Here is a 13,521-nt window from a genome sequence, read left to right as displayed (position 1 = left end):
TACGAAGTACGACGCGTTGAAGGTAGGAGGGCGGTGATGTTTCGTCAATGCTTCCGGCAAAGGAAGTTGAAGTTGCGGTGAAGACGCGTCAGACGAGGCGGGTGGCGCCCTCGAAGGCGGTGGAGGTGCGTCCGGCGAAGGCGACGGCAGCCCTGGCGGTGGCCAAGTCCCTGGTGAGGGTGGGTCCTACATGGGTGACGATCAGCTCGCGGACCCCTGCCTTGCGGGCGATGTCGCCGGCGTCCTCCGGGGTCAGGTGGACCTGTTCGCCTTCGCGATGCCGGTCGATGTCGGCCTCGCACAGGAACACGTCCGATTCCGCGGCGAGTTCGACGAGGGCGGCGCAGGGCCCGCTGTCCCCCGAGTACGCGAGGACCCGTCCGGCGCACTCGGCGCGCAGCCCGTACGCCTCGGCGTCGTGGACGACGGCCCGGGAGACGAGCCTCAGGTTCCAGTGCCGGACCTCGTGGCCGTCGTACAGGGGCTGGAAGTCGAGGACACCGCTGAGGAACCGGGTGTCGGCCCGCCCGAAGAACCCGGCGAGCCGGTGGGCGGCGCCGGGTGGGGCGTAGACCGGGATCGGGGCGGGCGGGGTGAGGCCGCCGTACGCGAAGGCGTAGACGGCGGCGAGGAGATCGGCGGTGTGGTCGGCGTGCAGATGGGAGATCCAGATCGCCGTGAGCCGGGAGGGGTTCGTGTGCCGCTGCAACTCCGCGAAGGTGCCGGGCCCGGCGTCCACCCATATCTCGGCGCCCCCGCCGCGCAGCAGATAGCCGGAGCAGGGGCGGCCGGGTGCCGGATGCGGGGAGGCGGTACCGAGGACGGTGAGGCTGAGGGGCGGCATGGTGGGGAGCGTACGGCCCGGACCCGCCGCCCGCCGCCGCTTTCCGCCCGACTACGGCACGGTGGTACCGGCGTCTACGGCGTCGAGGCCCGCGCTCGCGTCCAGGGCGCGGTATGCCGGTCGGGGCGGCCGCCCCGGTTCCGCCCTCCGAAGCACCGGCAGGGCGGCTGGTCCGCGGCGGTGCCATCAGCGTCCACCTCGGGTTTCGCCCTCCGAAGCGCCGGCAGGGCGCCGGTCCGCTGCGGCGCCGTCAAGGCGCGTCCGCCCACGGCCCGCCCACCGACGTGCCGTCAGCGCGTCCAGCCAGGGTCCCGTCCGCTCAGGCCGATCGTCCTGTCCAGGAGGGGTGCGTCGTCGGGTACCGGGACGATCGGGCCGAAGATGGCGTCCCGGCTCGGGTCCTCGGCGGAGGCCCGCAGGAAGTCGTACGACGCCTGGAGCGCGGCCGGGTCCGGGTCGTACGGGCGGCCGGTGGCCACGGCCAAGTCCCAGCCGTGGACGAGGAGTTCGTCGACCGCGACGGCGGCGGCGATCTCGCCGGGCAGGTCCACGCCGCCCGCGCGGGTCATCCCGGTCCAGGCGGCCGGGTCCCGCCAGGCCTCGGCGAGTTCGTCGAGGACCTTGGGGAGCTCCTCGCGCCAGCCGGGGCCGATGTCCGGGACGGAGGCGGTCGGCGGGGTGTCGGTGGTGGCGCCCAGGTCCTTGCGGCCGGCGTCGCGGAAGGCGGCGGAGAGGCCGAGCAGATGGCCGAGCATGTGGCGCACCGCGTACGCCGGACACGGTGTGGCGTTCCCCAGCTGCTCGTCGGTGACGCCCTCGGCCAGCAGGGCGATGACGCGGGTCTGCGGTCCGAGGTCCAGGGGCGGGACGGTCATGCGGTACTCCTCAGGGTTCGCGATGTCGTGAAGGGTGGACCGACCCCACTCCGAAAACTCATCGCTCACAGATCTAGGGCACCTGCCCCATCCCGCCCCCGGGGCCTTAGACCCACGCTTTCCCCCCATGACGACGACATGGGCCGTGCTCCGGGACCGCAACGCCAGGCTGTATCTCGCCGGAGTCCTCGTCTCCGGCTTCGGCACCTCGGCCCTGTGGCTGGCCGCCGGGGTCTGGGTCAAGGACCTCACCGGCTCGGACGGCCTGGCCGCGCTGTCCATGCTCGCGATGTGGGCACCGACCCTCGCGGGCCCGCTGCTCGGCGCCCTCGCGGACCGGATTCGCCGCAAGCCTCTCCTGATCGGTGCCAACCTGCTGCTCGCGGCCGTCCTGCCGGTGCTCCTCACCGACCGGGTCGCGATCATCCTGACGGTCCTGTTCCTCTACGGCGCCGTCGGCGTGGTCCATGACGCGGCGGAGTCGGCCCTGGTCGCCGGGGCCGTCGGTCCGTCCCTGCTCGGCGACTTCAACGGCCTGCGGACGGCGATCACGGAGGGCATGAAGGTCATCGCCCCGCTGGCGGGCGCGGGCTTGTACGCGCTCCACGGCGGCCCGGGCGTGGCACTCCTGGACGCCCTCACGTTCGTGCTGGCGGCGGGCCTGTACGCGGGACTCCGCGTCCGGGGGACGGGACCCGTCCGGGAGCGGGGACCCGAATCGTCCAGTCGGGAGCAAGGCCCCCAACCGTCCGGCCCGGAGAAAGAACCCGCCCCCTCCCACCGCGCCCCTTTCACAGAAGGCGCCCGCCACATATGGGCCCACCCCACACTTCGCCCCCTGGTCCTGGCCGGCGGCACCACCATGTTCTGCGCCGGGCTCAACGGCGCCCTGCTCTACGCCGTGATCGACGCCCTCGGCCGCTCCCCCGCGTACGCCGGTGCGCTGTACGCCGTCCAGGGCGCCGGATCCGTGGCCGTGGGGCTGTTCTCCGGGCCCGCGCTGCGGCGTCTGGGCGGGCGCAGGTTCGCCGGGTACGGCATCGCCCTCACCGCCGTGGCCGCCGGGCTGCGGGCACTCCCCTCCGAGCCGCTCGCCCTCGTGTGCAGCGCGGCGATCGGGGCGGGCCTGCCCTGCGTGCTGATCGCCGCGCTCACCGCCGTACAGCGCGAGACGCCGGACGCGCTGCTGGGCCGTACCGTCGCCACGGCCAACACCCTGGTGTTCGCGCCGAACGTGCTCGGCCTCGCGGTGGGCGCGGCCCTGGTCGAACTGGTCGACCAGCGGCCGCTGTCCGCCGTCCTGGGCGTGCTGTGGCTGGCCACGGCCGTGCCGCTGTTTCAGAGGCAGGCCAGCGCCGAGCGGATCGCCTCCAGGTCGCCGTCCGACGCCAACCCGGCGTGATACAGCCGGACTTCGGTCGCGCCGAGCTCGCTCGCCCGCGCCACGTCCGCCGCGAGGGTGCCCGGGCTGCCGCCCATCTCCGCGACGACGGGGAAGTTGGCGGCGATCACGGCGTCCTTCCGGGTCTCGGCGAACGGTGTGAGCAGGCCCGGCCCGCCCGCGCAGGGCACGACCACACCGTCCGCCACGGAGAGGATGTGCTGGGGGTCTACTCCCGGGTTGGCGCCCACGTGGTAGGTCACCGGGTCGGCGTGCAGCAGGATCTGGAAGCCCTCGGGAGCGGCCGCGCGAACCGCCCGGACCGCCGTCTCCTGGAGCGTGCGCGCGGTCTCGTCACGCCACGCGCGCGTGGCCGCCGCGAGCCGGTCGCCGAGGAGCTTCTCCACCCCGGCCCAGCCCTCGTCGTCCGGCGCCCCCTGCCACAGCGGTTCCAGGGCCGTGCGCACGGTCGCCGCCAACTCGTCGGGATCGGCGCCCTGTTCGCCGTACCCCTCGCGGCAGCTCGGGCAGAAGCAGAGCGCCATGAGGTACATGCCGGCGTCGCCGAGCGGGACCCCGCCGGTCTTGTCGTGGGCGTGCAGGTGCTGGAGGCCGTACCAGCCGAGGGACTCCAGTTCGGTGCCGGCCGCGCCGGGGCGGACGGCCGCCTCCACGGCGAGGTCGACGAGGTACGCGCGCGTGGCGGGCTGGGCGATGCAGGGGGCCCACGGGTAGCGGTCGCCGTAGGCGTTGACGACGGAGGTGCTCGGATGCTCGGCGCCCATCCGGGAGTTGTGCGCGAGGACGACCCAGGTGTGCACATCCAGACCGGCCCCGGCGAGCTCGGCGCGGGCCTCTTCGAAGGCGTCGCCCGGCGCCCAGTCACCGGCCGCGTAAGGGCGCAGCTCGCGCCCTTCCCAGCGCGCGTCCGTCGGGTACAGCACCGCCGCGTGCTCGGCGGTCACGATGCGGTGGCGGGGGTGCCGGGGGGTCAGCGCGCGCGTGGAGTGGTACGCGGCGGCGAGGGTCGCCTGTCGCACGCCGAGCCCGGCGATGCGGGCCGCGGCCTCCGGGTCCCCGTTGACGTCCCAGGGGTAGACGAACGTCGACGCCTTCACTGTGCCTCCTCCAGGAGCGCGTACCCGCGCTCGATGATCTCCGCGAGCTGCTTCACATGATCCTCGCCCGGCTCGTGCAGCGGCGGGCGCACCTCCCCCACGTCGAGGCCGCGCATCCGGACGCCGGCCTTCACGAGGGAGACGGCGTACCCGCGGCCACGCGCGCGCAGTTCGACGAAGGGACGGTAGAAGCCGTCGAGCAGGCGGTCGGCCGTGGCCCGGTCGCCGTCGACGAGGGCGCGGTGGAAGGCGAGGGCGATCTCGGGGGCGAAGCAGAAGACGGCCGAGGAGTACAGGGGGACGCCGATGGCCTGGTAGGCGAGCTGGGTCTGCTCTGCGGTCGGCAGGCCGTTGAAGTAGAGGAAGTCGCCGGGGACCTCGGTGCGCACCGCGCTGACGGTCCGCTGCATCAGGTCGAGGTCGCCGAGGCCGTCCTTGAGGCCGATGATCCGCTCGGTGCGGGCCAGCTCGACGACGGTCTCGGGGGTGAACACGGCGTTGTCGCGCTGGTAGACGATCACCGGGAGCTCGGTCGCGGCGGCCACCTCCCGGTAGTGCCGCAGCAGCCCCTCCTGCCCGGCGACCACCAGGTAGGGCGGCAGGGCGAGCAGCCCGTCGGCCCCGGCCTCCGCGGCCAGCCGCGCGTACCGGACGGCGAGCGCGGTGCCGTATCCGGCGCCCGCGACCACCGGTACCCGCCCCGCCGTCTCCGCCACGGCCGCCCGGACGCAGTCCTGGAACTCCTCGGGCGTGAGCGCGTGGAACTCCCCGGTGCCACAGCACGCGAACACGGCCGCGGCGCCCGCGTCCACGCCTTGGCGTATGTGGGCGCGATACACATCGAGGTCGACGAATCCGTCCGGGCCGTAGGCGGTGACGGGGAAGAACAGCGGCCCGCTGGGGATGCCGAGTCGATGGGCGAGGGCGGCGGACGACGTCACAGGCTCTCCCTAGAATGGCATGCAGAATACTGATCAGAGTTTATATTTATGAACGCACCGCGCGCTACCCTTGACGGCGTCAAGACACGATCTCTAGCTTGTCCACGAATGTGAATACCGTGCACACATAAGGCCACCCAAGGAGACCCGAGGATGCCCGCTCCCCGCACCGTCCTGCTCACCGGCGCCGCCGGCGGCCTGGGAACCCTGATGCGGGACCTCCTGCCCGCGTACGGCTACGAGCTGCGCCTGCTCGATCTGCGCCCGATCGAGGGCGAGCCGGACGCGGTCGTCGCGGACCTCGCCGACAAGGACGCGGTACGCGAGGCCGTGCGCGGTGTCGACGCGATCATCCACCTCGCGGGCATCTCCTTGGAAGCCCCCTTCGAGAAGATCCTCAAGGCGAACATCGAGGGCACCTACAACCTGTACGAGGCGGCACACGCCGAAGGGGTCTCCCGGATCGTCTTCGCCTCCTCCAACCACGCGGTCGGCTACACCCCGCGCCCCCAGGGCCAGGACCCGCTGATCCCGATCGACACCCCGCGCCGCCCCGACACCTTCTACGGCCTGTCCAAGGCGTTCGGCGAGGACCTCGCGCAGTTCTACTGGGACAAGCACGGCCTGGAGACCGTCTCCGTCCGCATCGGCTCCTGCTTCCCCGAGCCGACCAGCGTGCGCATGCTCTCCCTGTGGATGAGCCCCGCCGACGGCGCCCGCCTCTTCCACGCGGCCCTGACCGCCGAGGACGTCGGCCACACCGTGGTCTACGGCTCCTCGGCCAACACCCGCCTGTGGTGGGACCTCACCACCGCCCGCGCCCTTGGCTACGACCCCCAGGACGACTCCGAGCCCTACGCCGAGAAGCTCATCGCCGACCAGGGCGAACTCCAGGACGGCAATGAGGCCCACGCCTACCTGGGCGGCCAGTTCGTGACGGACCCACCGATCTGGCCGTACTGATTCCGGCCACAAGCACGGGCGGGCACCGAACGGGCCCGCCCGCAGGCGTATCCGGGCATGGCGGCGGGCCGTTGGTTGTAGCGCGACAGCGCACAACCAGGGGCGCGGGGAACTGCGCGACCAGCCACAACGAGCCCGCGGCCGCCGTACGACCGCACCACCCGAGCTCGTGGGCCCGGCTCGCCCGAACGGGCACACACGGACAGGATCGCTCCCGCAACAGACCTGGTCGCGACACCCCACCCGCTGTACAACTTCCTCCAGACGGCCCGAACGGGCACCGCACGACAGGAAGGCGGGTGACCGAATGACCAGTACCGCGGAAGAACGCCAGCGGCACATCGTCCGCACCGCCCGCACCACCGGCGCCGTCGACGTCAACACCCTCGCCACCGAACTCGGCGTCGCCAAGGAAACGGTACGAAGAGACCTCCGCGCGCTGGAGGAACACGGCCTGGTCCGCCGTACGCACGGCGGCGCCTACCCCGTGGAGAGCGCCGGTTTCGAGACGACGCTCGCCTTCCGCGCCACCAGCCACGTCCCCGAGAAGCGCCGGGTCGCGGCCGCCGCGGCCGAGTTGCTCGGGGACGCCGAGACGGTCTTCGTCGACGAGGGCTTCACCCCGCAGCTCATCGCCGAGGCCCTGCCCAGGGACCGACCGCTGACCGTGGTCACCGCGTCCCTGCCGGTCGCCGGCGCCCTCGCCGAGGCCGAGAACACCTCCGTCCTGCTGCTCGGCGGCCGGGTCCGGCCCGGCACCCTCGCCACCGTCGACCACTGGACGACCAAGATGCTGGCCGGCTTCGTCCTCGACCTCGCCTACATCGGCGCCAACGGCATCTCCCGCGAACACGGCCTCACCACCCCCGACCCGGCCGTCAGTGAGGTCAAGGCGCAGGCGATCCGGGCCGCGCGCCGCACGGTGTTCGCGGGCGTGCACACCAAGTTCGGCGCGGTCAGCTTCTGCCGGTTCGCGGAGATCGGCGCACTGGAGGCGATCGTGACCAGCACGCTGCTGCCCTCGGCGGAGGCCCACCGGTACTCCCTGCTGGGCCCGCAGGTCATCAGGGTCTGACTTTCAAACTGACTGCTTCATGGGGCCACTCACGCCAAGTGGTGCCCCTTATATCCCTCTATGTCCAGGAGCGATCCATGCGAACCCAGAGCCGACGACGGCCACCGCGAGCCACGCTCGCCCTGGCCGCCGCAGGGACGCTGCTCGCCCCGCTGCTCTCCGGCTGCTGGGTCGGAGCGGGCGGGACGGGGTCGGGCGGCAACTCCGTCAACGTCCTGATGGTCAACAACTCCCAGATGACGGAACTCCAGAAGCTCGCCCCGCGCTTCACCGAGGAGACCGGCATCAAGGTCAACTTCACCGTCCTGCCCGAGAACGACGTCCGCGACAAGATCAGCCAGGACTTCGCCAACCAGGCCGGCCAGTACGACGTGGCGACCCTGTCCAACTACGAGATCCCCATCTACGCCCGCAACGGCTGGCTGCACGAGATGGACTCGTACGTCGCAAAGGACCCGTCGTACGACGAACAGGACGTCCTGAAGCCGATGCGCCAGTCGCTGACCGGCGACGACGGCAAGCTCTACGGCCAGCCCTTCTACGGCGAGTCGTCCTTCCTGATGTACCGCAAGGACGTCTTCGCGAAGGAGGGCCTGACCATGCCGGCCCATCCCACCTGGACCCAGGTCGCCGACCTGGCCGCCAAGGTGGACGGGGCCGAGTCCGGCATGAAGGGCATCTGTCTGCGCGGACTGCCCGGCTGGGGCGAGGTCATGGCCCCACTCACCACGGTCGTGAACACCTTCGGCGGCACCTGGTTCGACAAGAGCTGGAAGGCACAACTGGACTCCCCCGCCTTCGAGAAGGCGACGAAGTTCTACGTCGACCTGGTACGCGAGCACGGCGAGTCCGGCGCCGCCCAGTCCGGCTTCGCCGAGTGCCTCAACAACATGACCCAGGGCAAGGTCGCCATGTGGTACGACGCCACCAGCGCCGCCGGTCTGCTGGAGGCGGCCGACTCCCCGGTCAGGGGCAAGCTCGGCTACGCCCCCGCCCCCGTCGAGCAGACCGAGTCCTCCGGCTGGCTCTACACCTGGGCCTGGGGCATCCAGAACGCCTCCCGCAACCCCGACAACGCCTGGAAGTTCGTCTCCTGGGCGTCCAGCAAGCAGTACGAGCAGCTGGTCGGCGACGAGATCGGCTGGTCCAACGTCCCGGCGGGCAAGCGCGCTTCGACGTACACGAACCCGGCGTACCGCAAGTCGGCGGCCGCCTTCCAGGAGATGACCAAGGAGGCCATCGAGCAGGCGCGGCCGGACGACCCCGGGGTGCAGCCGCGTCCCGCGCCCGGCATCCAGTTCGTCGGCATCCCCGAGTTCACCGACCTCGGCACCCGGGTCTCCCAGGAGATCAGCGCGGCCATCGCCGGACGCCAGTCCGTCGAGTCGGCCCTGAGGAAGTCCCAGCAGCTCGCCGAGAAGATCTCCGAGGAGTACGAGGGACGATGACCGCGACCACCACGGCCCCACTGGCCGCCCCGACCGTACGCACCGCGCCCCAGCCCTCCAACCGGCTGCGCGCCTGGGCCACCCGGGCCCCCCTGCTCCCCGCCCTGGTCTTCATGATCGTGGTCACCCAGCTGCCGTTCGTGGCCACGGTGGTGATCTCCTTCTTCGACTGGAACTCCCTCTATCCCAAGGCCCGTCACTTCACCGGCGTCGACAACTACCAGGAGGTCCTCACCGACGCGGACCTGCGCCACTCGGTGTGGACGACCGTCCTGCTGACGGTGACGGTGGTACTGGTCAGCCTGGTGCTGGGGCTGGTGCTGGCGCTGCTCCTGGACCGTCGGTTCAAGGGCCGGGGCGTGGTCCGCACCCTGCTGATCGCCCCCTTCCTGGTGGTCCCGGTGGCAGCCGCCCTGCTCTGGAAGCATGTGCTCTACAACCCTGAATACGGCTTGTTCAATGGGCTGTTGCACTATGTGGGCGGCCCACAGCCGGACTGGATCTCCAACACCCCGCTGCTCGCGGTCGAGGCCTCCCTGGTCTGGCAGTGGACCCCGTTCATGATGCTCATCCTGCTGGCCGGCCTCCAGAGCCGCGACCAGCAGCAGCTGGAGGCCGCCCGGGTGGACGGCGCGAGCGACTGGCAGATCTTCCGCTATCTGACGCTCCCGCACCTGCGCCGCTACCTGGAGCTCGGCGCCCTGCTGGGCTCGATCTACATCGTCCAGAACTTCGACGCGGTCTTCACGATCACGTCCGGCGGCCTCGGGACCGCCAACCTCCCCTACACCGTCTACCAGAGCTTCTACCAGGCCCACGAGAACGGTCTCGCCTCGGCGGCCGGCGTCCTGGTCGTCATCGGCTCGATCATCATCGCGACCTTCGCCCTGCGCGTGGTGTCGTCCCTGTTCCGTGAGGAGGCGGGCCGGGCATGAGCAGCAACACCATCGCCGTGAAACGCAAGGGAGTCGGCCTCGGCCTGCTGGCCTGGCTGCTGGGCATCGCGTTCTTCCTGCCCATCGCCTGGATGGCCCTGACGTCCTTCCACTCGGAGGCGGACGCGGCCACCAACCCGCCCTCCTTCGGCGCCGCCCTCACCCTGGACGGCTACCGCGAGTTCTTCGGCACGGGCGGCGGCGCGAGCCCCTGGCCCGCGCTGATCAACTCGACGGTCGCGTCCCTGGCGTCCACCCTGTTCGTCCTGCTCCTGGCGCTCCCGGCGGCGTACGCGCTGTCCATCCGCCGGGTCCGCAAGTGGACGGACGTCCTGTTCTTCTTCCTGTCGACGAAGATGCTGCCGGTGGTGGCGGGCCTGCTCCCGATCTACCTGTTCGCGAAGAACACCGACATGCTCGACAACATCTGGCTGCTGGTCATCCTCTACACGTCGATGAACCTGCCGATCGCGGTCTGGATGATGCAGTCCTTCCTCGCCGAGGTCCCGGTGGCGGTGATCGAGGCCGCGCGCGTGGACGGCGCCCGCCTCCCGACGATCCTCGCGCGCGTGGTGGCCCCGATCGCGCTGCCCGGCATCGCCGCCACGGCCCTGATCTGCTTCATCTTCAGCTGGAACGAACTGCTCTTCGCGCGGGTGCTCACCGGCGTGGTCGCCGAGACCGCCCCCGTCTTCCTGACCGGCTTCATCACCAGCCAGGGCCTGTTCCTGGCGAAGGTGTGCGCCGCGTCGCTCGTCATCTCCCTGCCGGTGCTCGCCGCGGGGTTCGCCGCCCAGGACAAGCTGGTCCAGGGCCTGTCGCTGGGAGCCGTGAAATGAAGGCCGCCGTCATCGAGTCCGTGGGCCGTGCCGTCGTCGCCGAGGTCCCGGACCCGACGCCGGGCCCGCGCGAGGTCGTCGTCGAGGTCGCCGCGTGCGGCCTGTGCGGCACCGACCTGCACATCCTCCAGGGCGAGTTCGCCCCGAAGCTGCCGATCGTGCCGGGCCACGAGTTCGCGGGCGAGGTGGTCGGGGTCGGCACCCGGGTCACCGAGCTCGCGGTCGGCGACCGGGTGGCCGTCGACCCGTCCCTGTACTGCCACGAGTGCCGGTACTGCCGTACGGGCCACAACAACCTCTGCGAACGCTGGGCCGCGATCGGCGTGACCACCGCGGGAGGTGCGGCGCGGTACGCGGTCGCGCCGGTCGCCAATTGCGTACGGCTGCCCGAGCACGTCCGCACCCAGGACGCGGCGCTGGTGGAGCCGCTCTCCTGCGCGGTCCGGGGTTACGACGTCCTGCGGTCCCGCCTCGGCGCGCATGTCCTGATCTACGGCTCGGGGACGATGGGCCTGATGATGCTGGAGCTGGCCAAACGGACCGGCGCGGCGAGCGTGGACGTGGTGGACGTCAACCCGACCCGCTTGGAGACGGCCCGGGGGCTCGGCGTCTCGGCGGCCGCCGCCGATCCCGACGAACTGGACCGCCCGCAGGGCTGGGACCTGGTGATCGACGCGACCGGCAACGCGGCGGCGATCCAGGACGGCCTGGACCGCGTCGCCAAGGCGGGCACCTTCCTCCAGTTCGGGGTGGCCGACTACGCGACCCGCGTGACGATCGACCCGTACCGCATCTACAACCAGGAGATCACCATCACCGGCTCCATGGCGGTCCTGCACAGCTTCGAGCGGGCGGCGGAGCTGTTCGCGACGGGGGTCCTGGACCCGGACGTCTTCATCAGCGACCGCGTGCCGCTGGACCGCTATCCCGAGGCGCTGGAGCAGTTCGCGGCGGGGGTGGGCCGGAAGATCGTGGTGGTGCCGTAGGCCGGTGGGGTGCCGTGGAAGATTAAGGGAACGGTAAAGCGCCGTCGCTCGTTCACCGGGCATGACAGCTATGACCCCGGGCTCGAACATCCCCCTCCCCGTCACCCGTGTGACGGTGGACGTCTCCGCACCGGTGCGGCTCGACGTGTCGGGCCTGCTGCTCACCGCCGACGGCAAGGTGCGCTCCGACGACGACTTCATCTTCTACAACCAGCCGTCCGGGCCGGGGGTGACCTACCGCTCGGGCGGCGGCACCTCCCCCGACGCGATCACCGTCGACACGGCGGCCGTGCCGCCCGGCATCGAGAAGATCGTCGTCACCGCGAGCCCGGACGCGGCGGGCCAGACCTTCCAGGGCATCGAGCCGACGGCCACGATCCGCAACGCGGACGACGCGTCCGTGCTGGCCACCTTCACGCCCCCGCAGCTCGGCACCGAGACGGCGCTGGTCGTCGTGGAGATCTATCTGCGTAACGGCGCCTGGAAGGCCCGGGCGGTCGGGCAGGGGTACGCCAACGGGCTGGCGGGCATCGCGACGGACTTCGGGGTGACGGTGGAGGAGCCGGCTCCGGCGGCCGCTCCCGCTCCGGTGGCCCCGCCGCAGCCGGTGGCTCCGCCGCCCGCGCCGACCGTGCAGACCCCGGTGGCGCCGCCCGGCCCGGCCATGGACCCGCGGCTCACCCCTCCGCCGGCGCCCGCCGCGCCCCCGGCCCCGCCCGCCCCCGCGCCGGGGTCCGGGAAGATCAACCTCGACAAGGGGCGGGTCAGCCTCCAGAAGAACCAGACCGTGTCCCTGGTCAAGGGCGGCCGTCCGCTCCTCTCCCAGGTCAAGATGGGTCTCGGCTGGGAGCCGGCGTACCGGGGCAAGGACATCGACCTCGACGCGTCGGTCATCGCCTACGGTCCGCAGCGCAACCACATCGACAGCTGCTACTTCGGCAAGCTGTCCATCGTCGGCGGCGCGATCAAGCACTCCGGTGACAACCTCACGGGTGAGGGGGGCGGCGACGACGAGGTGATCGTCGTGGACCTCGGCCGGCTCCCCCAGGAGGTCACCGGCCTGGTCTTCACCGTCAACTCCTTCTCCGGCCAGAAGTTCACCGAGGTCGCCAAGGCGTACTGCCGCCTCATCGACGCGGCGAGCGGCGAGGAACTGGTCCGCTTCGACCTCACGAACGCGGAGGCGCAGACCGGCGTGATGATGGCCAAGCTGATCAAGCAGTTCTCCGGCGAGTGGGAGATGACGGCGATGGGCGACTTCGTGAAGTCCCGCACGGTGAGGGGCATGGTCAAGCCGGCGGCCCAGGCGCTCTGAGGCAGCTGTCCGACCGCGGGCCGGTGGGTGCAGTCAAGGCAAGCCTGGCTGTACCCACCCAGGGGCGCGGGGAACTGCGCGACCAGCCACAACGCACCCGCACCCGCCACACAACCCAGCGAGGCACCCCCTTGGGCGCCTACCCCCGCAACCCCTCCGTCAGCAGCGTCAGATACCGCCGAACAGCCACCCCACTCCCGTCGGCCAACTCCGCCGCCCCCGCCACCCCATGGGCCAGCCGAAGCAACTCCACCGGCTCCACATCCCCCCGCAGCGCCCCTACCTCCCGCGCCGCCGACACCAACCGCTCCGCCGCCCCCCGCACATGCGTCCCGCACACCGTAGGCGTGACACCCCTCCCGTCCGTCATCGCAGACCCCAGCAGCGCGCCCAGCCCCCGCACCTGGATCGTCCCGACGCACAGCTCGTACAGCCACTCCGTCAGCGCCTCGCCGGGCGGCAGCTCCGCCGCGAGCTCGTCAGCACGCCGGGCGAACCCCTCGACGCGGTCCACGTACGCCGCCTCCAGCAGGGCCTGCCGCGTCGGGAAGTGCCGGTAGAGCGTCCCCGACCCGACCCCCGCCCGCTTGGCGATGTCGTCGAGGGACGCGCCCTCCCCATGCTCGGCGAACGCCTCGGCGGCCACCTTCAGCAACCGCTCGTAGTTGCGCCGAGCGTCCGCGCGCATGGGCCTGACCTGCGTCATCCAGATACTCCTCGCGAACCGGAGACTCTCTCCGCATGTTATCGAAGGTCAAACGGGACTGTCTCGGCCTATCGCGTCCACGGTGCGCCGGCGCC

General features: G+C 71.5%; 13 protein-coding genes. 8 read left to right on the top strand and 5 right to left on the bottom strand.

Features of this window, described 5'->3' with window-relative positions; translation table 11 throughout:
- Positions 1-88: 88 nt before the first annotated feature.
- Together OHN19_RS33275 and OHN19_RS33270 are read right to left on the bottom strand one after the other, a co-directional pair.
- Positions 89-844: an MBL fold metallo-hydrolase gene (locus OHN19_RS33275; protein WP_330267746.1), complete on the bottom strand. Its 756-nt coding sequence runs from the start codon at positions 842-844 to the stop codon at positions 89-91.
- Positions 845-1,134: 290 nt separating this feature from the next.
- Entirely contained in the window at positions 1,135-1,719 is a 585-nt protein-coding gene (locus tag OHN19_RS33270) for a TIGR03086 family metal-binding protein (protein WP_330267745.1), read from the bottom strand.
- A gap of 127 nt (positions 1,720-1,846) precedes the next feature.
- On the opposite strand from OHN19_RS33270, the gene OHN19_RS33265 reads away from it, so the two are divergent.
- Complete coding sequence (locus tag OHN19_RS33265) at positions 1,847-3,121, top strand: MFS transporter (RefSeq protein WP_330267744.1); 1,275 nt, start codon at positions 1,847-1,849, stop codon at positions 3,119-3,121.
- On the opposite strand, the gene OHN19_RS33260 is transcribed toward OHN19_RS33265, so the two are convergent.
- Both OHN19_RS33260 and OHN19_RS33255 read right to left on the bottom strand, forming a co-directional pair.
- A complete protein-coding gene (locus OHN19_RS33260) occupies positions 3,058-4,218 on the bottom strand; it encodes a hypothetical protein (protein ID WP_330267743.1) in 1,161 nt (386 codons plus the stop codon). The two genes, OHN19_RS33265 and OHN19_RS33260, sit on opposite strands and share 64 nt — an antisense overlap.
- Positions 4,215-5,159: a 5-dehydro-4-deoxyglucarate dehydratase gene (locus OHN19_RS33255; RefSeq protein ID WP_330267742.1), complete on the bottom strand. Its 945-nt coding sequence runs from the start codon at positions 5,157-5,159 to the stop codon at positions 4,215-4,217. The genes OHN19_RS33260 and OHN19_RS33255 overlap by 4 nt, the downstream gene beginning before the upstream one ends.
- A gap of 153 nt (positions 5,160-5,312) precedes the next feature.
- On the opposite strand from OHN19_RS33255, the gene OHN19_RS33250 reads away from it, so the two are divergent.
- The 7 genes from OHN19_RS33250 to OHN19_RS33220 all read left to right on the top strand — a co-directional run bounded on the left by OHN19_RS33250 (position 5,313) and on the right by OHN19_RS33220 (position 12,720).
- Complete coding sequence (locus OHN19_RS33250; protein WP_330267741.1) at positions 5,313-6,122, top strand: NAD(P)-dependent oxidoreductase; 810 nt, start codon at positions 5,313-5,315, stop codon at positions 6,120-6,122.
- A gap of 307 nt (positions 6,123-6,429) precedes the next feature.
- Positions 6,430-7,197: a DeoR/GlpR family DNA-binding transcription regulator gene (locus OHN19_RS33245; protein ID WP_330267740.1), complete on the top strand. Its 768-nt coding sequence runs from the start codon at positions 6,430-6,432 to the stop codon at positions 7,195-7,197.
- Between the two features lie 77 nt (positions 7,198-7,274).
- The gene (locus OHN19_RS33240) at positions 7,275-8,645 is read left to right on the top strand and encodes a sugar ABC transporter substrate-binding protein (protein WP_330267739.1); all 1,371 of its coding nucleotides are present in this window, start codon (positions 7,275-7,277) and stop codon (positions 8,643-8,645) included.
- Complete coding sequence (locus OHN19_RS33235) at positions 8,642-9,580, top strand: sugar ABC transporter permease (RefSeq protein WP_330267738.1); 939 nt, start codon at positions 8,642-8,644, stop codon at positions 9,578-9,580. The genes OHN19_RS33240 and OHN19_RS33235 overlap by 4 nt, the downstream gene beginning before the upstream one ends.
- Positions 9,577-10,419: a carbohydrate ABC transporter permease gene (locus OHN19_RS33230; protein ID WP_330267737.1), complete on the top strand. Its 843-nt coding sequence runs from the start codon at positions 9,577-9,579 to the stop codon at positions 10,417-10,419. The genes OHN19_RS33235 and OHN19_RS33230 overlap by 4 nt, the downstream gene beginning before the upstream one ends.
- Positions 10,416-11,405: a zinc-dependent alcohol dehydrogenase family protein gene (locus OHN19_RS33225; RefSeq protein ID WP_330267736.1), complete on the top strand. Its 990-nt coding sequence runs from the start codon at positions 10,416-10,418 to the stop codon at positions 11,403-11,405. The genes OHN19_RS33230 and OHN19_RS33225 overlap by 4 nt, the downstream gene beginning before the upstream one ends.
- A 70-nt stretch (positions 11,406-11,475) precedes the next feature.
- Positions 11,476-12,720 carry a TerD family protein gene (locus OHN19_RS33220; RefSeq protein ID WP_330269767.1) on the top strand — a complete coding sequence of 415 codons (1,245 nt, stop codon included), beginning with the start codon at positions 11,476-11,478 and terminating at the stop codon, positions 12,718-12,720.
- A 139-nt stretch (positions 12,721-12,859) separates the two neighbouring features.
- Here the strand turns inward: OHN19_RS33220 and OHN19_RS33215 are convergent, their stop codons facing one another.
- Positions 12,860-13,426 carry a helix-turn-helix domain-containing protein gene (locus OHN19_RS33215; RefSeq protein WP_330267735.1) on the bottom strand — a complete coding sequence of 189 codons (567 nt, stop codon included), beginning with the start codon at positions 13,424-13,426 and terminating at the stop codon, positions 12,860-12,862.
- Between the last annotated feature and the right edge of the window lie 95 nt (positions 13,427-13,521).

The sequence above is a fragment of the Streptomyces griseorubiginosus genome (assembly GCF_036345115.1).
Lineage (GTDB): Bacteria > Actinomycetota > Actinomycetes > Streptomycetales > Streptomycetaceae > Streptomyces > Streptomyces griseorubiginosus_C.
Note: the sequence above shows the minus strand (reverse complement) of the source record. Positions and strands in the feature narration are given on the sequence as shown.